The sequence below is a fragment of the Pseudomonas sp. S31 genome, from assembly GCF_016648105.1.
Lineage (GTDB): Bacteria > Pseudomonadota > Gammaproteobacteria > Pseudomonadales > Pseudomonadaceae > Aquipseudomonas.
The window spans coordinates 29,934-52,798 of sequence record NZ_JACVVE010000015.1 but is presented as its reverse complement, the minus strand read 5'-3'; the positions used below and the strand labels follow the sequence as shown (position 1 = coordinate 52,798).

23 protein-coding genes are annotated in these 22,865 nt (G+C 63.4%); 10 read left to right on the top strand and 13 right to left on the bottom strand.

Annotated features, from left to right (window positions below; all coding sequences use genetic code 11):
* Positions 1-14: 14 nt before the first annotated feature.
* Positions 15-908, bottom strand: a complete 894-nt coding sequence (locus IAE37_RS13345; RefSeq protein WP_201174322.1) for a LysR family transcriptional regulator — start codon at positions 906-908, stop codon at positions 15-17.
* A gap of 224 nt (positions 909-1,132) precedes the next feature.
* Here IAE37_RS13345 and speB point away from each other — a divergent pair, with 224 nt between their 5' ends.
* Together speB and IAE37_RS13335 are read left to right on the top strand one after the other, a co-directional pair.
* Positions 1,133-2,083: an agmatinase gene (speB, locus tag IAE37_RS13340; protein ID WP_201174320.1), complete on the top strand. Its 951-nt coding sequence runs from the start codon at positions 1,133-1,135 to the stop codon at positions 2,081-2,083.
* A 111-nt stretch (positions 2,084-2,194) separates the two neighbouring features.
* Positions 2,195-3,574 (top strand): sodium:solute symporter, encoded by a 1,380-nt coding sequence (locus IAE37_RS13335; protein WP_201174319.1) that lies wholly within the window; start codon positions 2,195-2,197, stop codon positions 3,572-3,574.
* 79 nt (positions 3,575-3,653) lie between these two features.
* On the opposite strand, the gene IAE37_RS29080 is transcribed toward IAE37_RS13335, so the two are convergent.
* Both IAE37_RS29080 and ptrR read right to left on the bottom strand, forming a co-directional pair.
* Positions 3,654-3,782, bottom strand: a complete 129-nt coding sequence (locus IAE37_RS29080) for a PA1414 family protein (RefSeq protein ID WP_328822732.1) — start codon at positions 3,780-3,782, stop codon at positions 3,654-3,656.
* Positions 3,783-3,906: 124 nt separating this feature from the next.
* Positions 3,907-4,800 (bottom strand): putrescine utilization regulator PtrR, encoded by an 894-nt coding sequence (gene ptrR / locus IAE37_RS13330; protein WP_201174318.1) that lies wholly within the window; start codon positions 4,798-4,800, stop codon positions 3,907-3,909.
* 107 nt (positions 4,801-4,907) lie between these two features.
* On the opposite strand from ptrR, the gene IAE37_RS13325 reads away from it, so the two are divergent.
* The gene (locus tag IAE37_RS13325; RefSeq protein WP_201174317.1) at positions 4,908-6,095 is read left to right on the top strand and encodes an MFS transporter; all 1,188 of its coding nucleotides are present in this window, start codon (positions 4,908-4,910) and stop codon (positions 6,093-6,095) included.
* Here IAE37_RS13325 and IAE37_RS13320 read toward each other — a convergent pair.
* The 5 genes from IAE37_RS13320 to IAE37_RS13300 all read right to left on the bottom strand — a co-directional run bounded on the left by IAE37_RS13320 (position 6,046) and on the right by IAE37_RS13300 (position 10,545).
* Positions 6,046-6,972, bottom strand: coding sequence for a DMT family transporter (locus tag IAE37_RS13320; RefSeq protein ID WP_201174316.1), 927 nt, complete (start codon positions 6,970-6,972; stop codon positions 6,046-6,048). The genes IAE37_RS13325 and IAE37_RS13320 overlap by 50 nt on opposite strands.
* Before the next feature lie 95 nt (positions 6,973-7,067).
* A complete protein-coding gene (locus IAE37_RS13315; protein ID WP_201174315.1) occupies positions 7,068-7,475 on the bottom strand; it encodes a transcriptional regulator in 408 nt (135 codons plus the stop codon).
* A gap of 89 nt (positions 7,476-7,564) precedes the next feature.
* Positions 7,565-8,365, bottom strand: coding sequence for a helix-turn-helix transcriptional regulator (locus IAE37_RS13310; protein WP_201174314.1), 801 nt, complete (start codon positions 8,363-8,365; stop codon positions 7,565-7,567).
* An 81-nt stretch (positions 8,366-8,446) separates the two neighbouring features.
* Complete coding sequence (gene eutH, locus IAE37_RS13305; RefSeq protein ID WP_201174312.1) at positions 8,447-9,679, bottom strand: ethanolamine utilization protein EutH; 1,233 nt, start codon at positions 9,677-9,679, stop codon at positions 8,447-8,449.
* A 101-nt stretch (positions 9,680-9,780) separates the two neighbouring features.
* Entirely contained in the window at positions 9,781-10,545 is a 765-nt protein-coding gene (locus tag IAE37_RS13300) for an SDR family NAD(P)-dependent oxidoreductase (RefSeq protein ID WP_201174310.1), read from the bottom strand.
* Positions 10,546-10,696: 151 nt separating this feature from the next.
* On the opposite strand from IAE37_RS13300, the gene IAE37_RS13295 reads away from it, so the two are divergent.
* Positions 10,697-10,969: a hypothetical protein gene (locus tag IAE37_RS13295; RefSeq protein ID WP_201174308.1), complete on the top strand. Its 273-nt coding sequence runs from the start codon at positions 10,697-10,699 to the stop codon at positions 10,967-10,969.
* Positions 10,970-11,070: 101 nt separating this feature from the next.
* On the opposite strand, the gene IAE37_RS13290 is transcribed toward IAE37_RS13295, so the two are convergent.
* Positions 11,071-12,393, bottom strand: coding sequence for a DEAD/DEAH box helicase (locus IAE37_RS13290; protein WP_201174306.1), 1,323 nt, complete (start codon positions 12,391-12,393; stop codon positions 11,071-11,073).
* Between the two features lie 143 nt (positions 12,394-12,536).
* On the opposite strand from IAE37_RS13290, the gene IAE37_RS13285 reads away from it, so the two are divergent.
* Entirely contained in the window at positions 12,537-13,835 is a 1,299-nt protein-coding gene (locus IAE37_RS13285) for a mechanosensitive ion channel family protein (RefSeq protein ID WP_201174304.1), read from the top strand.
* 976 nt (positions 13,836-14,811) lie between these two features.
* Positions 14,812-15,312 (top strand): hypothetical protein, encoded by a 501-nt coding sequence (locus IAE37_RS13280; protein WP_236409947.1) that lies wholly within the window; start codon positions 14,812-14,814, stop codon positions 15,310-15,312.
* Positions 15,313-15,573: 261 nt separating this feature from the next.
* Here the strand turns inward: IAE37_RS13280 and IAE37_RS13275 are convergent, their stop codons facing one another.
* From IAE37_RS13275 to IAE37_RS13260, 4 genes are all read right to left on the bottom strand, one after another.
* Positions 15,574-16,509, bottom strand: a complete 936-nt coding sequence (locus tag IAE37_RS13275; protein ID WP_201174303.1) for an AEC family transporter — start codon at positions 16,507-16,509, stop codon at positions 15,574-15,576.
* 1 nt (position 16,510) lies between these two features.
* Positions 16,511-17,386: a carboxylate/amino acid/amine transporter gene (locus IAE37_RS13270; RefSeq protein ID WP_201174301.1), complete on the bottom strand. Its 876-nt coding sequence runs from the start codon at positions 17,384-17,386 to the stop codon at positions 16,511-16,513.
* A gap of 172 nt (positions 17,387-17,558) precedes the next feature.
* Positions 17,559-18,158, bottom strand: coding sequence for an FMN-dependent NADH-azoreductase (locus IAE37_RS13265; RefSeq protein ID WP_201174299.1), 600 nt, complete (start codon positions 18,156-18,158; stop codon positions 17,559-17,561).
* Positions 18,159-18,267: 109 nt separating this feature from the next.
* On the bottom strand, positions 18,268-18,582 hold the full coding sequence (locus IAE37_RS13260) for a 3-phosphoglycerate kinase (protein WP_201174298.1): 315 nt from the start codon (positions 18,580-18,582) through the stop codon (positions 18,268-18,270).
* Between the two features lie 48 nt (positions 18,583-18,630).
* Between IAE37_RS13260 and IAE37_RS13255 the strand changes: the two genes are divergently transcribed.
* From IAE37_RS13255 to IAE37_RS13240, 4 genes are all read left to right on the top strand, one after another.
* Positions 18,631-19,554, top strand: a complete 924-nt coding sequence (locus tag IAE37_RS13255; RefSeq protein ID WP_201174297.1) for a LysR family transcriptional regulator — start codon at positions 18,631-18,633, stop codon at positions 19,552-19,554.
* Between the two features lie 13 nt (positions 19,555-19,567).
* A complete protein-coding gene (locus IAE37_RS13250; protein WP_201174296.1) occupies positions 19,568-20,380 on the top strand; it encodes an alpha/beta fold hydrolase in 813 nt (270 codons plus the stop codon).
* A complete protein-coding gene (locus tag IAE37_RS13245) occupies positions 20,374-20,931 on the top strand; it encodes a peptidylprolyl isomerase (protein WP_201174295.1) in 558 nt (185 codons plus the stop codon). The genes IAE37_RS13250 and IAE37_RS13245 overlap by 7 nt, the downstream gene beginning before the upstream one ends.
* A gap of 62 nt (positions 20,932-20,993) precedes the next feature.
* Positions 20,994-22,826, top strand: a complete 1,833-nt coding sequence (locus IAE37_RS13240; protein WP_201174294.1) for an ABC transporter ATP-binding protein — start codon at positions 20,994-20,996, stop codon at positions 22,824-22,826.
* Positions 22,827-22,865: the final 39 nt, after the last annotated feature.

Below are 22,865 nucleotides of genomic sequence, written 5' to 3'. Positions count from 1 at the left end.
GCACATCGTGTTGATCAGCCGACGTTGAGGTGGCTCTTGAGCAGGTCGCGGAAGCTCTGGATCAGCGGTTCACGGCTGCGCCCGCGACGGGTGATCAGGGAGAACGGCGCCTGGTAACCGAACGTCGCCGGTGACAGCACGCGCAGGTCGCCCTTGTCGACCCAGGCCTGGGCGTAGTGCTCGGGCAGGTAGCCGATGTAGGCACCGGACAGGATCAGGATCAGCTGCGCCTCCATGCTGTCCACCGTCGCCGCGCTGTGCTTGAAGCCATGCCGGGCCAGCTCGGCCTGGCTCCAGTAGCCCCGGCCGACCATGCGCTGCTGGGTCACCACCTCTTCGGGGATGCGCCGTTCGGCATACAGCGGGTGCCGGCTGCTGCAGTACAACCAGTGCTGTTCGCGGTACAGCGGCTGGTAGACCAGCCCGCTCATGCGCGAGGAGAACGCACCGATGGCCAGGTCCAGGCGGTTGTCCTGCACGCCCAGTTGCAATTCGTAGGGGCTGGACACCGACAGGTGCAGGTGCACCGCCGGGTGTTCCTGGCTGTAGGCGCCAATGGCCTCGGCCAACGGCAGCGCCCGGTCACCGACGGTGGAATCGATCACCCCCAGGTTGAGCGTGCCACGCAACTCGCCCTTGAGCGCGGCTGCGTACTGCTCGAAACCGTCCAGCTCGGCGAGCAGGCGCAAGGTTTCCTGGTGGAACAGTTCGCCCTTGCTGGTCAGGCTGAAGCCGCCGCGTCCCCGGTGGCAAAGCACGATGCCCAGAGAACCCTCGAGTTGGCTCATGTAGGTGCTGATGGCCGAGGTCGACAGGTTGAGCTCGCGCTGGGCACTGGCGAACCCCTGGTGGCGCACCACGCTGACGAAGATCCGCAGCAGTTTCAGGTCGGGGAGTGTCGAGGCCATGGCGCACAGGGTCAGCAGCAGTCAGTGCGGCCAGTCTACCCCGTCCAGGGGGCTTTAGTTCAGAAATTTATGAACTAAGTTTTTGCCGGTAGCGATTCTTCCAGGGCACTACCTTGCGCAGACTTGGCCGAAATATCCCTGCCTGCCAGGTGCCCTGCCTTGTCGAGGCACGCGGCGGACAGGTTCGAACAATCAGAACAATCGACCGACTGATGAGGCCCACCGTGGACAAGACTCTCCACCAACCACTGGGCGGCAACGAAATGCCGCGTTTCGGCGGCATCGCCACCATGCTGCGCCTTCCCCACCTGCAAAGCGCCGCCGGCCTCGACGCCGCGTTCATCGGCGTGCCGCTGGACATCGGCACCTCGCTGCGCTCCGGTACCCGCTTCGGGCCGCGGCAGATCCGCGCCGAGTCGGTGATGATCCGCCCGTACAACATGGCCACCGGTGCCGCGCCGTTCGACTCGCTGTCGGTGGCCGACATCGGCGACGTGGCGATCAACACCTTCAACCTGCTCGACGCCGTGCGCATCATCGAAGAGGCCTATGACGAGATCCTCGAGCACGACGTCATCCCGATGACCCTCGGGGGCGACCACACCATCACCCTGCCGATCCTGCGCGCCCTGCACAAGAAGCACGGCAAGATCGGCCTGGTGCACATCGATGCCCACGCCGACGTCAACGACCACATGTTCGGCGAGAAGATCGCCCATGGCACCACCTTCCGCCGTGCCGTCGAAGAAGGCCTGCTCGACTGCGACCGCGTGGTGCAGATCGGCCTGCGCGCCCAGGGTTACACCGCCGACGACTTCAACTGGAGCCGCCGCCAGGGCTTTCGCGTGGTCCAGGCCGAAGAATGCTGGCACAAGTCGCTGCAACCGCTGATGGCCGAAGTGCGCGAAAAGGTCGGCGGTGGCCCGGTGTACCTGTCGTTCGACATCGACGGTATCGACCCGGCCTGGGCCCCAGGCACCGGCACCCCGGAAATCGGCGGCTTGACCACCATCCAGGCGATGGAGATCATTCGCGGCTGCCAAGGCCTGGACCTGATCGGCTGTGACCTGGTCGAAGTCTCCCCGCCCTACGACACCACCGGCAACACTTCGCTGCTGGGCGCGAACCTGCTGTTCGAAATGCTCTGCGTATTGCCGGGCGTCGTCCACCGCTGATCCAGCCTGGCGGCCCACCCACCAGGCCGCCCACACATCACGAGAGCGCCGGGCGCAGCAGCCGCCCGGGCGTTCGACCGCGCCATAATAAAGACAATCGGGAGATCCCCAATGGCCTTGGACATCATCGTTGTAATGCTCTATGCCGCTGGCATGCTCGGGCTTGGCTGGTATGGCATGCGCCAGGCAAAGAGCCATGAGGACTACCTGGTGGCCGGACGCAACCTCGGCCCGACGCTGTACATGGGCACCATGGCCACCACCGTGCTCGGCGGCGCCTCCACCGTCGGCACCGTGCGCCTGGGCTACGTCCACGGCATCTCCGGCTTCTGGCTCTGCGCCGCGCTGGGCCTGGGCATCATCGCCATCAACCTGTTCCTCGCCAAACCCTTGCTGCGCCTGCGCATCTTCACCGTGACCCAGGTCCTGGAGCGGCGCTACAACCCCATGGCGCGCCAGGCCAGCGCGGCGATCATGCTGGTCTATGCGTTGATGCTCGGCGTGACTTCGGTGCTGGCGATGACCACCGTACTGCAGGTACTGCTCGGCCTGCCGTTCTGGGCGTCGCTGCTGCTCGGGGGTGGCGTGGTGGTGATCTACTCGACCATCGGTGGCATGTGGTCGCTGACCCTGACCGACATCGTGCAGTTCGTGATCAAGACGGTCGGCCTGATGTTCATCCTGCTGCCGGTGTGCCTGTACCAGGTCGGGGGCTGGGACGTGCTGGTGGCCAAGCTGCCGGCCGCCAGCTTCCAGCTGACCACCATCGGCTGGGACACCATCATCACCTATTTCCTGATCTACTTCTTCGGCATCCTCATCGGCCAGGACATCTGGCAGCGGGTGTTCACCGCCCGTGACGAGAAGGTCTGCCAGCGCGCCGGCACGGCCGCCGGTATCTACTGCGTGCTCTATGGCCTGGCCTGCGCACTGATCGGCATGGCCGCGCATGTGCTCCTGCCAGACCTGGCCAACCCTAACAATGCCTTCGCCGAGATGATCAAGAGCGCCTTGCCCGATGGCATTCGCGGCCTGCTGCTGGCCGCTGCCCTGGCTGCCATGATGTCCACGGCCAGCGCCGCGCTGCTGGCCGCGTCCACCACCCTGACTGAGGACATGCTGCCCAAGCTGCGCGGTGGCAAGCAGTCGAGCCTGGGCCTCAACCGCCTGGTCACCTTGCTCACCGGCCTGGTGGTGCTGGGCATCGCCCTGGTAGTGAGCGATGTGATCAGCGCCCTGACCCTGGCCTACAACCTGCTGGTGGGAGGCATGCTGGTGCCGCTGATCGGTGCGATCTTCTGGAAACGCGCCACCACTGCCGGGGCGATCGCCAGCATGTCGCTGGGCTTCGTCACCGCGCTGGTGTTCATGTTCAAGGACGGGTTGGATGCCAATACGCCGATCTACTACAGCCTGGCGATTGGCCTGGTGAGCTTCGTGGTGGTCAGCCTGGTGTCGCCCAGGACGGCGGCCGAGGTGAAACTCGCCTGATCCCGCCTACCAGAGCGAGTGCAGGCGAAAACAGAAAGGCCGCTGCATCCCCCGGACGCAGCGGCCTTTTTGTTCCTCATCAGCGGCGACGCGGTTGGCGCTTGCGCTGCTCTTCATCAGTCGGGATCGGTACCGGCTGCAAGGGTGGTGGAATCAGCCCCAGCGCCACACCCAGATCGTGGAGCCAGTTGAACATGTCGTTTTTCATAATGCCCCCTTGACGGGTCAGCCTCACGGCGAATCAATCCTGCGATGTTTCATACAGATCATAGCTCTATGTGCTGTATTACGCATGCCCATAGTCCAACAGATATGGTCGAGTTTGATGCAAATCAAGCGGAAACGGCTGCGTCCGACGACTGGTTAATCGTTTCGCTTTGTTGCAAATCGATCCAGGCCTGCAAATTCGCCCCGCGCATCCCCTGGCGCCACATCAGCCAGGTGACCGCATGGTCGAACGGCGCCTGCAGGCGATGAGCACGTACCTGGTCACGTCCGGGCAGGCTGTCCAGCATCGATTCGGCCATCAAGGCCACCCCAGCCCCGGCGATCACGCAGGCGAGCATGCTCTGGTACGACTCGATCTCCATCACCCGGCCCATCGGCGTATGCGCGTCGGCATACCAGGCCTCCAGGCGCATGCGATACGAGCAGCCCTGGCGAAAGGTGAACACGGCCTTGCCGGCCACGTCCCGGGCACTGCGCACCGGTGGGTGTTCCGGGCTGGTGATGATCAGCAAGGTTTCGTCGCACAGCGGCACCCCGTCGAGCCCGGCCAGGCTGGGCGGGCCATCCACCAATGCGGCATCGAGGCGATGGCTGAGCAGGCCTTCGAGCAATTCTCCACTGGGTGCGGCCTGCACCTGCAGGTTCACCTCCGGGTAGGCCTGGTGATACCGCGCCAGCAGCGCCGGCAGGTGAATGGCCGCCGTGCTGTACATGGTGCCCAACACGAAGTCGCCGGCAGGTTGACCGCCTTGCACTGCCGCTACCGCTTCGTCGTGCAGCGCCGATAAGCGCTGGCTGTAGTCCAGCAGTACCTTGCCGGCCGGCGACAACTGCAGGCGCTGGCGTTCACGCAGGAACAATTCGACGCCGAGCTGTTCCTCGAGCTGGCGCAGGCGCGTCGACAGGTTCGACGGCACCCGGTGCAAGCGCTCGGCGGCGCGGGTAACGGAACCTTCCTCGGCCACGGCCTGGAAGATACGCAGTTGGCTGAACTCCATATCATTCTCCAAAACAGAACAACTTGATCATCATTATTCAATTTTATTGAAAGGAAAAGCGCCTTAACCTGCCATCCATCGCTTACCTGCATGCCGGAGTCCACGCCATGTCGCCACTCGTACAACTTTTGGCCAGCACTGTCGCGCTGATGATGGCCATGGGGATCGGCCGCTTTGCCCTGACCCCGCAACTGCCACAACTGATCGCAGAAGGGCACTTCGACCTGACTGCCGCCGGCCTGGTGGCCGCAGCCAACTACCTGGGTTACTTCCTTGGGGCGGTGGACGGCATGTTCGCCCGCAAGCCCGCTCAGGTTCGCCTGCGCCTGCACGGCGGCCTGTGGCTGTGCGTGCTACTGACCCTCGCATCCTGGGCCGCTCAAGGCTTCTGGAGCCACCTGCTGCTGCGCTTCGGCACCGGCGTGGCCAGCGCCTGGGTACTGGTGATGATCACCAGCCTCAGCCAGCAGGTGGCCAATGCCAATGGCCGCCAACGCCTGGGCGCCATGGTGTTCGCCGGCCCTGGCCTGGGTATCGCCCTGACCGGCCTGCTGGCACTGGGCGCGCATTTGCTGGGGATGGGGTCGGCAGCGCTTTGGCTGGTGTATGCCGTGGCTGCACTGGTGATGCTGCTGGCGGTACGCCCCGCCCTGCCACGTGCGGTGGAGCCCGCGCCGGTCACCGCTGCGCAAGGGCCGAGCCGCAGCCTGGGGATTGGCCGGCTGGGACTGGTCTATGCCCTGTACGGCGTGGGTTACATCCTGCCGGCCACGTTCCTGTCGCAAATGGCCAACCAGCAGTTTCGCGGCAACTGGATGGCCGACCTGTTCTGGCCGGCGTTCGGCCTGGCTGCAGCGCTGGGGGTGGTATTGGTGAGCCTGCGCCGCCCAGGGCAGACATCGGCCTGGCTGACCGTCACCTTGTGGCTGCAAGGCCTGGGTGTACTGGCCTGCCTGCTGGGCGATGGCATCGGCCTGGCCCTGGGCGTGGTACTGTGCGGCACGCCGTTCCTGGCCTGCATGCAGTTGGTGATGCAACGCTCACGGGAGCTGGCCCCGCATGCCACCCAGCGCAATGCCGGCCTGCTGACCGCCTGCTTCGCCCTGGGGCAACTGAGCGGGCCATTGTTGGCGGCAGTGAGCAACCATTACAGCGGGAGCTTGCAACCGGCGCTGCTGCTGGCAGCGAGTGGACTGGGGGTTGCGGGGCTGTTGGTACTGATCCCTGGCCGGCACTACCAACGCCTCAACCCACAACCTTGCGCAATTGCCGCTTCACCCAGGGCTCGGCATTGACCAGCACCACCCCCAGCAACACCATCACCGCGCCCACCACGAAATTCACGCTCAATGGCTCACCCAGCAACACCACCCCGAACGTCACGCCAAACAACGGCGTGATGAACGAAAACACCGCAAGGTTGGAAGCCAGGTACTTGCGCAGCAGCCAGAACCAGGTGAGGTAGCTGACGAACGACACCACGACCGCCTGGAAAAGCACGCTACCCACCGCCAGTGGCGTCAAGGACACTTCGCCGATCTGCCCACTCAGCAGGGCGATCAGCAGCAAGCCGGCGAAGCCGATGGCCAATTGGTAGAACAAGGTGAGAGTCGCCGGCGCTTCCGACAGGCGAGAGCAACGCACCACTACGGTAGTGGCCCCCCAGGCCATCCCGGCCAAGACACCCATGGCATCACCCAACAGCATCCGGCCATCCATTTGCTCGAACGACATGCCGCCAGCGAAGGCCGTAGCGATACCGCCGAAGGCCAGCAAGATGCCGAGCCATTGCAACAACCGCAGACGCTCGCTGGGCATGATGAAGTGCAGGCCCAACGCAGTGAACATCGGTGCGGTATACAGGAACACCGACATGTGCGCCGCAGAAGTCAGCTTCAACCCCTCGGCGATGAACAGGAATTCCAGGCCGAACAGGGCACCTGCGAGCAAACCAGCCTTCCAGGTCTGTCCGACCTGTTTGAAGTCGCCCCGCCACACCACCAGTGCACCGACCAGCAGTGCGGCAATGCAGTTGCGTAGTGCCGCCTGCATGACGGGCGCGATATCGACGGCGGCGGTCTTGATCAGCACCTGCTGGCAACCCCAGATCAGGCACCGGACCAGCATCACCTGGAAGGCGAAAGCGTCGGGGCTTTTACGGGCCTCGCTCATGGGCGGGCCATCTGGGTGAACAAATGCATGGGGCAAACTCGGCAATCGATGAGGAATGGCCGATTATCAGGTTTCCGCGCCTGCCCTCGCCACCCTCAAATCGCTCCGCCTGCAATCTGCGCTTTCGACGCAACCTGTACGAAAGTGCTCTCGTCCAATGCATCGTCCTGTTCATCCAGCACCTGGCGCGGGTGCTCGAAGCCGGGAATGCTGCTGTCGATCAGGCTCAGCAGACGAGAGCCGTTCTCGGTGAGTACGAAATTCTCGCCGTTGCCGCCGTCTTCTTCGGGTCGACTTTCGATGAAGCCACGCTCGAACAGCAGCTTTTCATACTCGCAGGCGCGGGTTTTCAGGTGGTCCAGGTCCCCCACCGGCTGGCCCTTGGCGGCCAGGTCAGCCGCGTGTTGCTCGGCATAGGGGCGAGGGGTGAAGCTGTGATCGGCACCGTTCTGCACTTCATGCAGCAGACGTTCGATCAGGTCCCAGTCGTAGTGTGAGCTCATGGCCGTGGCCTCCGGCTTTGAAGAAGGGGTACACAGCTTGGGACCAATGAGCGAGGACGAGCGTTCCGAAAGGATCAGCGCTAGCGCAATCACTGCTTCACCAGGTAATTGATGAACAAGCGAAACAGCTCGGCATTGCCGGCAATACCTAGCCGCTGCCAGATGTTGTGCCGATGTACCTTCACCGTGCCCTCGGAAATACCCAGTTCTCGGGAGATCGACTGGCTACTGTGCCCCTGCAGGATCAACTTGGCCACGTGCCGCTGGGTTTCGGTGAGCTGGCCCTGGAGAATATCGACGAATGCGTCCTCGAGCTGGCTGTCCGAATCCTGTGGGTCGGCCAGATCGTCGGCATGGGCCAGGCGCAGGTGCTGGCTGAAAATCGCATCGATCAGCGGCGTCAGCGCTGCCAGACGCTCGGCTTCGGCCGCCTCGAACGCGCCCTTGTCGAGCCCGCGCATCAGCGAATACACCAGTGCGGTGCGTGGCCGCACCGGGACGATGAAGCCGATTTCCTCGATCAGGCTGCCATGGTGCGACGACACGCAGGGATGGATGTCGTGGGAGATGGAAAAGCCCGAGGCGAAGAAGCTGTCTGGCGCCAGCTCGCTCATGCGCCACAGGCCCGCCGGGTGGTGGTTGGTGCAGGCCACATAGAACGGGTCGAGCAGATAGCCACCACGCAGATAGGCCTTGAGCGTACGCTCGGCTACCCGCTGGTTGTAGCCGTCATGCACCAGCAGCGCCGGCTGGTTGAAGCGAAACAGGTAGGCGCAGCTCATGTCGAAGTCGACCACGCTTTTGAGCGCGGTATCGAGGGCCACGCCCAGGTCGCCGCTGCCGATGCTGCGGATGACCGTGCCGAGGCGGTTGGCGTCGTCGCTGTTCATGCTAGGGCCTGTCTGAAATGAAAAATCGAACGCAAATGCCGTGCGGGAAGCCCGCACGGCATTGAACGACGATCGCCCTCCTTACTGCAACGAAGCGCTGACCTGCAGCACCCCCGCCGCTTCTTCCTGGCGCCCCAACTCCACCGCCTTGGGCACGGCCAGCCAATACGCCAGTAGCATCCCGAGCAAGCCGCCGGCGAGCTTGCCGATGATCAGCGGCCCGATCAGCGTGGGCTGGAAGTTGGCCGAGTAGGCCAGGTGGTCACCGAAGGTGAACGCCGCGCAGACCGCGAAGGCGATGACCAGTACCTTGTCCTTGGGCGGCATGTCGGCCACCAGGCGGAACATCGCCAGGATGTTGGCCGAGGCCGCGAGCACGCCTGCGGCGCCCACGGGCGACAGGCCGACCTTGCCGGCCACCTTCTCGATCGGGCGGGACAGGAAGCGCTTGATCAGGTACACCATCGGGAACGCCCCGCACAGCATGATGCCCACGTAGCCGGCGATCTCCAGCGCACGGAACTGGTCGTCCTTGTCGGCGATGATCGGCGCGAAGCCCCAGCCGCCGAACAGCGAGGTGAATACGCCAGTGAAGTACTCGACGATCGAAGCCACCAGGACCAGGGTCACTGCGGCGTACATCAGCTGCCCAAGCTTGAGGAACAGGTGCACCATCAGGTTGGGGAAGTAGCGCAGCGCCGCGGCCAGTGCCACGCAGAACAGGATCAGCGGCGACAGATTGCGCAACAGCGTCGGCAAGGTGAAGTGCAGCGCCTGAGTGGCCGCGCCCGCAGTGGCGATATCCGGGCGTACGCCGAGGCCCATGGCCTGCATGCCCATGGCGATCAAGACGATGCTGATCGGGATGCTCAGCAAGCCAGCCATGATGCCCAGGGCCATGTACTTGTGGTCGGCCTTGTTGAGCATGGCCAGCCCCACCGGGATCACGAAGATCACCGTCGAGCCGCACTGGAAGCCGGTGATCAGGCCGAGGATCCAGCCTTCGGGGCTGCTCGAGAGCGCCTGGGCCAGTTGGTAGCCGCCCAGGTCCGAGGCGATGAAGATCGGCCCGGCGATCCCGGCATCGGCGCCCATGGCCTGGAACAGTGGGCCGATGAAGTGGCTGATGAAGCTGGAAATGAACGGAATAGCAGCCATGATCCCGGCCACCGGGATGAAGATCGGCCCAATGCTGTGCAGGCCGGCGGTGAACTCCTTGGCCAGTTCGGATTCCGCGTTGACGATCGATGCGATCGCGCCGACCACGGCGCACGCCATGATCACGTAGATGACGTAGGTGCCTATGTTTTCCATCTGCTGCCTCTGATCTTGTTGGAGTTGGCTTGGGGGCAGAATTGAAAGGTGCTGCTGTTTTTCTTGTTCAAGACCGGCCCTGAGACCAGGGCCGGTGGGCTTTACATGGCGGTGTAGGCGTTGTCGACGAACAGGTGCGAGCCGCTGACGAAGCTGGACTCGTCGCTGGCCAGGAACAGCGCTGCATTGGCCACTTCGGTCGGATCGCACAAGCGGCCTTGCATGGTCTTGATGGCTTCGTCGGAGGCATCGACGCCGTAGCCACGCAGCAGATCGAGCTCGCGGCGACCGTGGGCGGTGCCGATGAAGCCCGGGCAAATGGCGTTGCTGCGGATGTTCTGGTCGCGGAATTCGACGGCCAGGGCGCGGGCGAACATATGGCATGCGCCCTTGGTGGTGCAATACAGCACTTCCATCGGCGTGCCGACCACGGCAGAAATCGACGAAGTGCAGATCACACTGCCGCCACCGGCGGCGAGCATGCCGGGCAGTACCGCCTTGGTGACCAGGAACATGCTCTTGACGTTGACGCTCATCAACCGGTCCCACTCGTCTTCGCCGGTTTCCAGGAACGGGCCGGCGGCGATGATACCGGCATGGTTCATCAGCACGGTGATCGGGCCGAAATGCTCCTGCGCCTGGCTCACCGCGCGATGCACCTGCTCGGAACTGGACACGTCGGCGGGTACGAACAGGGCCTGGCCGCCATTGGCGTTGATCCGCGCGGCCACGGCTTCACCCTGGCTGCTGGGCAGGTCGAGGATCGCCACCTTGGCGCCCTCGGCGGCGAACAGCTCGGAGGCGGCCAGGCCGCAGCCGCCAGCGCCACCGGTGATCAGCGCGACCTTGCCTTTCAATCGATCCATGGGTTGTTCCTCGGTTGTTGTGTTTGTGGGAACAAACTAGGGCCGAGGGGAGATGGGGTCCATATACCCGGGGGTATAGGTGGTGGATTTTATGAACTTACCCCATCTGCCGGTGCTCCACCGCGTACAGCCACCGACGGAGGTGATCAGGATGAAAATGCTGCCAACCCTGGCCTGTGCGGCCGGATTGCTCTGCGCCCTACCCGCCTGGGCCTGCACGCCCGAAGAAGCCACGCAGAAACGTGAGGAGCTGGCCGGGTTGGTGACCCAGCTGACCGAACAGAATCCGCAGAAGGCCAAGGAGATAAACGAGGAGCTCCAGGGGATGGAGCTGGGGACGGCGAGCAAGGACCTGCCCGACAAGTGTCAGTTGATCGACAAGCGGATCAAGGAATTGAAGGAAGCTGAGAAGAAGGCTGGGTAGGTGTTGGCATTTTTGCGGGCAAGCCCGCTCCCACAGGATGGACTGCAAACTGCCTGTGGGAGCGCGCTTGCCCGCAAAAATGCCAACACCGCCGGTGAATGTTACTCAGCCGCAGGCTTGCGCTTCTTCAGCGGCGCCAGGCCATCGGAGCTGGCCAATGGCGCATTCGGCCTTGGCTTGGCGGTCGGCTTGCGCTTGGCAGCGGCCTTTTTCTCGCCTGTCTTCTTGTCGACCTTCTTCTTCTTGGCACCCACCGCCTTGCCCGAGGCCTTGACCTTCTTCGGCCCGCTGTAGGTACCCTTCACTTCCTTGATCACCCGGCGCTCGAAGGTCTGCTTGAGGTAGCGCTCGATGCTGGACATCAGGTTCCAGTCATTATGGGTGATCAGCGAGATCGCCAGGCCTTCGCCGCCGGCACGGCCAGTACGGCCCACGCGGTGCACGTACTCGTCACCGCTGCGCGGCATGTCGAAGTTGATCACCAGGTCCAGGCCGTCGATATCCAGGCCACGAGCGGCGACATCGGTAGCCACCAGCACCTTGGAACTGCCCTGTTTGAAGCGCTCGATGGCCAGCTTGCGGTCCTTCTGGTCCTTCTCGCCGTGCAGGACGAAGGCCTTGACGTCCTTGGCCACCAGATGGCCGTAGATGCGGTCGGCCAAGGCGCGGGTGTTGGTGAAGATGATCGCCTTGTCGAAAGTCTCGTTGGCCAGCAGCCACTGGACGATCTGTTCCTTGTGCTGGTCGTGGTCGGCGGTGATGATCTGCTGGCGGGTGCCTTCGGCCAACTGCGAGACGCTGTTGAGCATCAGGTGCTCGGGCTCTTTCAGCACCTTGCCGATGATGTCGCGCAGCGCCGCGCCACCGGTGGTGGCGGAGAACAGCAAGGTCTGCTCGCGGTTCTCGCATTCTTTGCACAGGCGCTCCATGTCCTCGGCGAAGCCCATGTCGAGCATGCGGTCGGCTTCGTCGAGGATCAGCACCTGCACGTGGGACAGGTCGAGGTTGCCGGCATTGAGCTGCTCGAGCAAGCGGCCTGGGGTGCCGATCAGCACGTCCGGAACCTTGCGCAGCATGGCGGCCTGTTCCTTGAAGTCTTCACCGCCGGTGACCAGGCCCGCCTTGATGTAGGTGAACTGCGAGAACAGCTGCACCTGCTTGAGGGTCTGCTGGGCCAGCTCGCGGGTCGGCAGCAGGATCAGCGAGCGGATCTCGACGCGCCCGCCTTTAAGGTCGACCAGGCGGTTGAGCAGCGGCAGGACGAAGGCGGCAGTCTTGCCGCTGCCAGTCTGCGCAGTCACACGCAGGTCGCGCCCTTGCAGGGCCAGGGGGATGGCCGCGGCCTGCACCGGGGTTGGCTCGACGAATTTAAGCTCGGCCACGGCTTTAAGCAGGCGTTCGTGCAGGGCGAATTGGGAGAACACGGAGGTAACCTCGGGCAAGTGCGGGAAATTCAAGTTGCATAGGGTAACGTTTTCTGCCGCCGGAGCCGAATTTCTTTTGGCCACCGCAGCGTCTTCCGCGTTCTAATAGTCCTTCTTTTCGCTACACAGATGTTGCAAAGCCCATGGATATCCAAACATTCTGGCGTGACACCCTCGACGTGTGGGGCACCCTCGACCAACATCCCCTGCTGCACGCCACCCTCGGCCTGGCCGTGCTACTGCTGATCTCGCTGCTGCTCGGCCGCCTGGTGCGCTACCTGATGCTGCACGCAGCGCGCCTGCTGGCCCGCCAGTCGGCGTTGATATGGCTCGACGACCTGCGCCACAACAAGGTGTTCCACCGTCTGGCCCAGACCACGCCCTCGCTGATCATCCAATTCGGCCTGAAACTGGTCCCGGAGCTGTCCGACACCGCCCAGCACTTCCTCGGCAACGTCGCCCTGGCCTTCACCCTGCTGTTCATGACCATGGCCCTGTCGTGCCTGCTCGACGCGCTGCTGGACATCTACGCCCGCACCGAGCATGCCCGTACGCGCTCGATCAAGGGCTACGTGCAGCTGGCCAAAATGATGCTGTGGATCTTCGCCTCGATCGTCATCGTCGCTACCCTCATCGACCGCTCGCCGCTGTTGCTGCTGTCGGGCTTGGGTGCGATGTCGGCGGTGCTGCTGTTGGTGTACAAGGACACGCTGTTGTCGTTCGTCGCCAGCGTGCAGCTCACCAGCAACGACATGCTGCACGTCGGCGACTGGATCGAAATGCCCCAGGTCGGCGCCGATGGCGACGTGGTGGATATCACCTTGCACACGGTCAAGGTGCAGAACTTCGACAAGACCATCGTCTCGATCCCCACCTGGCGTCTGATGAGCGAGTCGTTCCGCAACTACCGCGGCATGCAGCAGTCTGGCGGGCGGCGGATCAAGCGCAGCCTGTTCATCGACGTGGCCAGCGTGCGCTTTCTCACTCCCGAGGAGGAGCAGCGCCTGGAGCAGGTGCACCTGCTGGCCGACTACCTGGCGGCCAAGCGCCAGGAGCTCGCCGATTGGAACCAGGCCAAGGGCAAACTGGCCGGGCACTCCGGCAATCGCCGGCGGCTGACCAACATCGGCACCTTCCGCGCCTTCACCCTGGCTTACCTGAAGAACCACCCCAACGTGCACCCGAACATGACCTGCATGGTCCGGCAAATGCAGACCAGCGCTGAAGGCGTGCCGCTGGAGATCTACTGCTTCACCACCACCACGGTGTGGGCGGAGTACGAGCGGATCCAGGGGGATATCTTCGATTACCTGCTGGCGGTGTTGCCGGAGTTTGGCTTGAGCCTGTATCAGCAGCCGAGTGGCAGTGACATGCGCTTGGGGTTGGCGGGGCGTGCTGCGGAGCCGGTGCCGCGTCGGTTGGAAGAGATGAGCGAGGCTTGAGAGTGCCGGGGCTGCTTTGCAGCCCATCGCGGGCAAGCCCGCTCCCACAGGGTCAGCGTCTGCGCGGTTGAAATTGTGGGAGCGGGCTTGCCCGCGATGGGGCGCGTATCGGCCCCAATACGCTTGCTACCTGATGATGGCTCGATCGAGAGAACTATCAGATTTAGGCTATTCCACGTAGGACGTTTCCCAAAGATACTCTTGCGGCCTATTTTCCGTTGCGGCCTCGCTAGAACGCGTTCTAGTCTCAGGATGTCGTTACCCAGTAGCGACATGACTTTGACAGGTCACGACGGTAAACAACAAACTGCTGCCCCTTTATGGTGGCTGTACGTGCGGGCACGCTTGCGTGCGCCGGAACTTGTTGTTTCCGCCGGTCTGTCAACCCGCGTACAGCTACCACCCTCTGTTTGACAGCAGAAGGTGGCCGCCCGACAGATGGAAACAATAATGCTGAAAATAGTTCCCGATCCTCCCCCACACGCCTCCCGCCCCATGAAAGACGCCGTGCTACGAAACCTTGAAGCAACAAGCGGGTGTCGTGCAAACCAGCAGATGCTAGTGGAGTCGAATCCCCTGCCATAAGTCGCAGCCTGTTTCGCCTGGGCTGGCCTCACCGCTGGCAAGGCGGTATCTACATCGGGGCAGTGAAACTGACAGACCGGGCGCCGCCCTTGCCGGAACCGACTTGCATGACCACGCTCCACAGCCGTGGGGTCAGCCCAGGCACCTGGCTATCTCAAAGTGTATCCTCGACTCAGTATGAGGATGATCAAAAATGCTGGAATGGCGTGCCTATCGCTGTAGGCTATTTCCCAAAGCTGCGTTTCCCACCTGTTTACCGTTGCGGCACGGCAGATAAGCGCACTAGTCTCAATGCAGACACCCACACCTAGCGCTGTTCATTCTGCTCATCGATCTGCCCACCCGCTTCCTGAAGCTTTGGCGCAGTACGGCCATTGCACGGGAGCTTCATTTGTCCTTCCCTCATGTCCCCATACTGTCTCCGATCTACACGCCAGAGCTTCACAAGGACGACTACATCGCTGATCCCCGGACCCAGCACCAAAGCTTTGGCTACGTGCCCTTGATGAAGTCTCGGCAAATTCTCCTGCCGGAGGGACACATCTACCTGAGGGCAGGTCGGCAAATAGGTCGGAACAAGGGTTACGGCGTGAGGCACATCTGGGAACAGCACTTCCATGAGCTACCAAGCTGGGGTTACAGAACAGTCAACGAAGTCGCGGCCTATGTGGCTTCGGTAATCGTGCACAAGGCGGCCATCTATTGCGAATTCCACCAGACCAAGAACGGATACCGTATTGCCGTTCTGCGCAGCGCCAAGGGCGTCGTGATCTTGGAGCCCATCGTGGATGACAACTCCGGCCAAGCATTCTATTCGGTGGTGACGGCCTACAGGATCAACCGCCGTGGCCATGGCACTCAGGTAGGAAAAGTAATAGGTAACGCTGAATGAACAAAGGCGCCGATCAGGCGCCTTTGCATAAATGACAGGAGGGCTGGTAGTCGCAGCGCTTACTTAGCAGACTGGCCAGATATGACCAGCAGGGTCGCAAGCCAACCGTTGTTGCCTGGTTGCCGCTACCGCAGGGTGGTGCGCCCCGCAATCCGCACTGTCGGTCGTTAGCACCTTGTCACCGAACAGCAATGCTCTTATTGAGCCCTCGGCAGCAGCTTAACAACGGCGAGAGGTTTGATCAACCAGCAGCGCGCTCAGCTACCCCGCATAACCCAGCAGGTACAGCAGGCCGGTCAACGTCACCAACGACACCACGGTCGACAACAGGATCGTCCGGGAAATCAGCCCTGCCTCGCGGTTGTAGTACTCCGCCAACATGAACGGTCCGGTACCGGTCGGCAGCGCCGCCAGCAGCACCGCCGAAGCCGCCCACATGGTCGGCAGGCTGAACACCTTGAACGCCAGCACCCAGGTCAGCGCCGGCTGGCCGACCAGCTTCAGCCACACCAGTGGCCAGGGACTGGCCTGGGTCCCGATGCGCTTTTCCGCCAGGAAAGCGCCCAGCGAGATCAACGCGCACGGCGTGGTGGCCAGGCTCAGCATGTCCAGGAAGTGCATCACCGGCTCCGCCAGGCCCAGTCCGGACATGGCCCATGCGGCCCCCGCCAAAGGCGACACCACCAGCGGGTTCTTCGCCAGCGCCTTGCTCACCACCAGGATGGCCCGGCCGATCTGTCGCTCTTCCTGCAGGCCGATCTCGATCAGCATCAGCGAGATGGCGAACACCAGGCACACCACGATCAGCGACGAGATCAGCGCCGGCTGCAGGCCGGGCTGGCCGAACAGCAGCACGCACAAAGGAATGCCGATGTAGCCGGTGTTGGCATAGCCCGCGCTCAAGCCGTCGATGCTCGCCGCGACCAGGCCATGGCCGCTGAACAGGCGCCAGCCGAGGGTGACCACGAACATCGCCAGGGCCCCGGCGCCGAACGCCACGATGAACCCCGGGTGCCAGATCTCGCTCCAGGTCGCGGTGGCCGTGACCTTGAACAGCAGCGCCGGCAGGCACAGCCAGACCACCATCTTGTTGATCTCGGCCGCGGCCTTGTCGCCCAGCTTGTTGGTTTTGCGGCACAGGTAGCCGACCAGGATCAGGGCGAAGATCGGTGCGACGATGACGAAGATGGTATGCATGTCAGACCTTCTGGCTCAGTGCCGGGCGCGCACGGCTACCCAAGCGCGCCAACCATACCGAGGCGAGGATGATCGCGCCGCCGACAAGCAAACGCCCCAGCGGCTCGTCGCGGTTCCAGATCAGCAGGTTGAGCAGCAGGCCGACTGGCACGTGCAGGTTGTTCATCACCGCCAGGGTGCCGCCGGAGACCAGGCACGCACCCTTGTTCCACCAGTACAGGCCCAGCGCCGTCGGGCACAGGCCGAGGAACAGCAGCACCAGCCACTGCACGTCGGTGCTCGGCAGGTGCTGGGCATTGCCGAACAGCAGGAACGCCGGCAGCGCGATCAGCAGTGCACCGAGGTAGAAATAGCCAAAGCGCTTGTAGTGCGGCAGGTCGCTGGGGTGGCGGGCGATCAGGTGGCGGTACAGCACCTGGCCGGCTGCATAGGTGAAGTTGGCCAGTTGCAACAGCAGGAAGCCAATGAAGAAATCGCCGGTGATGCTGTCGAAACGAATGACTGCGGCCCCTGCCACCGCGACCGCAGCGGCCAGCAATGCCCAAGGGTTGAAGCGGCGATTCAACGCATCTTCGATCAGCGTCACGTGCAGCGGCGTGAGAATGGTGAACAGCAGCACTTCCGGCACCGTCAGCACGCGGAAGCTCAGGTACAGGCAGACGTAGGTGATGCCGTACTGCAAGGCGCCGATCAGCAGCATCGAGCGGATGAAGCGGGGTTCGACCTGGCGCCAGCGGGTCAGCGGCAGGAAGACCAGGCCGGCCAGCACCACCCGGGCGAGCACGGCGAAGTAGCTGTCGACGTGCCCGGCCAGGTACTCGCCGATCAGGCTGAAGGAAAACGCCTGGATCAGCGCGACGATTATCAGGTAGCCCATGGTTGCCTCTCGTGATTCAAGGGCGCGACCTTAGCGGGTTGCGCCAGCAGAGTTCAACCATGAGGAATGTGGGGGCCGGTAAATCCCCGGCATAAAAAAGCCCGGCCATCAGGCCGGGCAGGTACACCCAAAGGAGCAAAACCAGGTGTCAGGGTTGGGAATTCGTTACCCCTCAGGCCACCGCGGCCAGCTTGGCCTTGGCCTGGTTGAGGCCTTTCTCGTGGAACTCGCCGCTCATGTTCAGGCCCTCGGCATGGATGAAATCGACATCGTGGATACCGATGAACGCCATCACCTGGCGCAGGTACGGTTCCTGATGGTCGCTGGTGGCGCCGGCATGGATACCGCCACGGGCGGTCAGGACGATGGCGCGCTTGCCGGTAAGCAGGCCTTGTGGGCCGGTCGGGGTGTACTTGAAGGTGATGCCAGCGCGCAGCACGTGGTCCAGCCAGGCCTTGAGGGTGCTGGGGATGGTGAAGTTGTACATCGGCGCAGCCATCACCAGCACGTCGGCTTCGAGCAACTCCTCGGTCAATTCGTTGGAGCGGGCCAGGGCCTGCATTTCGCTGGCGCTGCGCTGTTCCTCGGGTTTCATCCAGCCGCCGAGCAGATCGGCGTCAAGGTGCGGGACCGGGGTCGCGGCCAGGTCGCGTACGGTGATCTGATCGGCCGGGTGCGCCGCTTGCCATTGGGCGATGAAGTCGCGGGTCAGTTGGCGGGATACGGAATCCTGCTGGCGGGCGCTGCTTTCGATGATCAGTACGCGGGACATGGCTGCCTCCATCGGCAAAATTGGGTGCGATTCGATGGAGAGAAGATTAAGGCTTGACCTATCGATAAAAAAGCGTAAAAAGTGGGTTCAATCTATCGATTAATCCGTTTTATTCCGCCTTGCAGGCCAGGTCGACGCGCAGCCGGATGATCTGCCGGTTGAACTTGGCGGTGACGTCCACGCTTCTACCGGCCGGCACATTCACCCGACGCACCCGGGGCGCTTCCGGGCCATTGCGGAAAGTGACCTTGCACTGCGCCGGCACCTGCCCATAGTTGTTCAGGCTGATACTGCCGATGTCGTAGGCCGTGGCGTAGGTGGTGTAGTCGAGTTGCACCCCGTCTGTCTGCTTTTCCACATCGATGGGATAGGCCACAGCCACCGCAGGCAGGCACAGCAGCAATACCGCACAACATTTCTTCATGGGCGCTCTCCTTGAGAAGAGCGCAGCTTAGGACAACAGGAGCCGAAGATGAAAGCGCCGCGCGTAACCCTGGATCAGTGGCGAACCCTGCAGGCAGTGGTCGACCACGGCGGGTTTGCCCAGGCCGCCGAGGCCCTGCACCGCTCGCAGTCGTCGGTGAGCTACACCGTGGCACGCATGCAGGAGCAACTGGGCGTGCCATTGCTGCGCATCGATGGGCGCAAGGCAGTGCTGACCGAGGCCGGCAACGTGCTGCTGCGCCGCTCGCGGCACCTGGTCAAGCAGGCCAGCCAGCTCGAGGACCTGGCCCATCATATGGAACAGGGCTGGGAAGCCGAGGTGCGCGTGGTGGTCGATGCCGCCTACCCCAGCGCCCGCCTGGTGCGCGCCCTCAGCGCATTCATGCCGCAAAGCCGTGGTTGCCGGGTGCGCTTGCGCGAGGAGGTGTTGTCTGGCGTCGAGGAAGTGCTGCACGAGGGTATCGCCGACCTCGCCATCAGCAGTTACAGCATCGGTGGCTACCTGGGCACCGAGCTGAGCTCGGTGGAATTCGTCGCCGTTGCCCATCCCGAGCACAGCCTGCACCGCCTGGGGCGGGACATCACCTTCCAGGACCTGGAAAGCCAGTTGCAGGTGGTGATCCGCGACTCGGGCCGGGCGCAGCCTCGCGATGTCGGCTGGCTCGGCGCCGAGCAGCGCTGGACGGTCGGCAGCCTGGGCACCGCCGCCACCTTCGTCAGCAGTGGCCTGGGCTTTGCCTGGCTGCCCCGGCACATGATCGAACGCGAGCTGCGCGATGGCGTGCTCAAGCCCTTGCCGCTGGATCAGGGTGGCAGCCGCCACCCACTGTTCTACCTTTATTCGAGCAAAGAGAAGACCCTGGGCCCGGCCACGCAGATTCTCATCGACCTGCTGCGCAATTTCGACACCGCGCCCCTGGACGTGCCCTTCGCAGCCCCCCCACAAGCTTGAGAGGACCGCGCCGGTGGCCTATTTCGAACATGAAGGATGCTCGCTGCATTATCAGGAATACGGCCAGGGCGAACCCGTGGTGCTGTTGCATGGGCTAGGCTCGAGCAGCCAGGACTGGGAGCTGCAGGTGCCGGCGCTGAGCCAGCACTACCGGGTGATCCTCATGGACATTCGCGGCCACGGCCGCTCCGATAAGCCCCGTGACGGTTACCAGATCGCCACCTTCAGCGCCGACCTGCTGGCCCTGCTCGAACACCTGGACACTGGCCCGGTGCACTTCGTCGGCCTGTCCATGGGCGGCATGGTCGGCTTCCAGTTCGCCGTCGACCATCCGCAGTGGCTGCGCAGCCTGTGTATCGTCAACAGCGCCCCGGCGGTCAAGCGCCGCACGGCCTCCGACTGGCTCTGGTGGGCCAAGCGCTGGGGCCTGGCGCGGCTGCTCAGCGTCGAGACGGTGGGCCAGGGTCTCGCCGCGCGGCTGTTTCCCAAACCCGAGCAGGCCGACCTGCGCCAGACCATGGCCCAGCGCTGGGCACGCAACGACAAACGCGCCTATCTCGCCAGCTTCGACGCCATCGTCGACTGGGGCGTGGAAGAACGCATCGGCCAGATCCGTTGTCCGACGCTGATCGTCGCTGCCGACCACGATTACACCCCGATACAACTCAAGGAGCGCTACGTGGCCAAGATACCCAAGGCCAGGCTGGTGGTCGTCGACGATTCCCGGCACGCTACGCCCCTTGATCAACCCGACGTCTTCAACCAGACCCTGCTGCAGTTCCTGACCGCCGCCTCCACCTCTCAAGGATCTTTGAGCCCATGCTGAAAAACCTCCTGCTCACCGCCTGCTCGTTCGCCTTCGCCGCCAGCGTCATGGCCTCGGACAAAACCCCGCACGTCCTGCTCGACACCAGCTTCGGCCAGGTGGAAATCGAACTGAACGCCGAGAAGGCGCCGGTCAGCACGAAGAACTTCCTCGAATACGTCGACAGTGGCTTCTACAACAACACCATTTTCCACCGGGTGATTCCCGGCTTCATGGTCCAGGGTGGCGGCTTCACCGATCGCATGGTGCAGAAAGACACCCGTGACCCGATCAGGAACGAAGCCAGCAATGGCCTGATGAACACCCGTGGCACCCTGTCCATGGCCCGCACCTCCAACCCGAACTCGGCCACCAGCCAGTTCTTCATCAACGTCGCCGACAATGACTCCCTCAACCCGGGCCGCGACGCTGGCTACGCGGTGTTCGGCAAAGTGACCAAGGGCATGGAGGTGGTCGACCAGATCGTCAACTCGCCCACCACCATCAAAAGCGGCATGCGCGATGTACCGGCAGACCCGGTCTACATCAAGTCGGCCAAACGCATCGACTGATTGCCGGTCTCACAAGGACGTGAGCCGCCTGCAGGTTGGTTGGAAAAGGAGTTGCACTGCCTATGCTGTATCGTCGTTTCGAGCAACTGATCGATATCTTCCGCGAAGCACCGAGCGAGTCGCCGCCCAGTCAGGTCTGGCCGTTCTACCTCTATTACCTGCGTCAGGTCTGGCCGAGCTTTCTCGCCTTGCTGGTGGTGGGCCTGGTCGCCTCGCTGATCGAGGTGGCGATGTTCAGCTACCTGAGCCGCATCATCGATTTGGCCCAGGGCACGCCCAACGCCAGCTTCTTCAGCGAGCACAGTGGCGAGCTGATCTGGATGCTGGTGGTGATCCTGCTGCTGCGCCCACTGTTCTTCGGCCTGCATGACCTGCTGGTGCATCAGACCATCAACCCCGGCATGACCAGCCTGATCCGCTGGCAAAACCACACCTATGTACTCAAGCAGAGCCTGAACTTCTTCCAGAGCGATTTTGCCGGGCGCATCGCCCAGCGCATCATGCAGACCGGCAACTCGCTGCGCGACTCTGCGGTACAGGCCGTGGACGCGTTGTGGCACGTGCTGATCTACGCCATCAGCTCGCTGGTGCTGTTCGCCGAGGCCGACTGGCGCCTGATGCTGCCGCTGCTGGCCTGGATCGCCTGCTACATCGCCGCCCTCTTCTACTTCGTGCCGCGGGTCAAGGAGCGCTCGGTGGTGTCTTCCGATGCCCGCTCCAAGCTGATGGGGCGCATCGTCGACGGCTACACCAACATCGCCACCCTCAAGCTGTTCGCCCACACCGACTACGAGCAGCAATACGCCCGCGAAGCGATTCGCGAACAGACCGAGAAAACCCAGCTGGCCTCGCGGGTCATCACCAGCATGGACGTGGTCATCACCACCCTCAACGGCCTGTTGGTGGTCGCCACCACGGGTCTGGCCCTGTGGCTATGGAGCCAGTCGCTGATCAGCGTGGGCGCCATCGCCCTGGCCACCGGCCTGGTGATTCGCATCGTCAACATGTCGGGCTGGATCATGTGGGTGGTCAACGGCATCTTCGAGAACATCGGCATGGTCCAGGACGGCCTGCAGACCATCGCCCAGCCCGTGACCGTGCGCGACCAGCCCGATGCCCCGCCGCTCAAGGTCAGCCGCGGCGGCGTGCGCTTCGACGATGTCGACTTCCATTACGGCAAGGGCAGCAATGTCATCGAGGGGCTGAACCTGGACATCCGCCCCGGCGAGAAGATCGGCCTGATCGGCCCTTCGGGGGCGGGCAAGTCGACCCTGGTGAACCTGCTGCTGCGCCTGTACGACGTGCAGGGCGGGCGCATCCTCATCGATGGCCAGGACATCGCCGAGGTCAGCCAGGCCAGCCTGCGCGCGCAGATCGGCATGATCACCCAGGACACTTCGCTGCTGCATCGCTCGATCCGCGACAACCTGCTCTACGGCCGCCCCGACGCCAGCGAGGCGCAGTTGCTCGAAGCGGTGCGCCGGGCCAAGGCCGACGGTTTCATCCCGCAGCTGTCCGATGCCCAGGGCCGCACCGGTTTCGACGCCCATGTCGGCGAGCGGGGGGTCAAGCTCTCCGGCGGCCAGCGCCAGCGCATCGCCATTGCCCGGGTACTGCTGAAGAATGCGCCGATCCTGGTCATGGACGAAGCCACCTCGGCGCTGGACTCGGAAGTGGAAGCGGCGATCCAGGAAAGCCTGGAAACCCTCATGCAAGGCAAGACGGTGATCGCCATCGCCCACCGCCTGTCGACCATCGCCCGCATGGACCGCCTGGTGGTGCTCGACCAGGGCCATGTGGTGGAGACCGGCAGCCATGCCGAACTGTTGGCCCAGCAGGGTTTGTATGCCCGCTTGTGGCACCACCAGACCGGAGGCTTCGTCGGCGTCGACTGACCCGTTGTCGCCCCTCAAGCGCTCGCCCGCCTAGCCGAT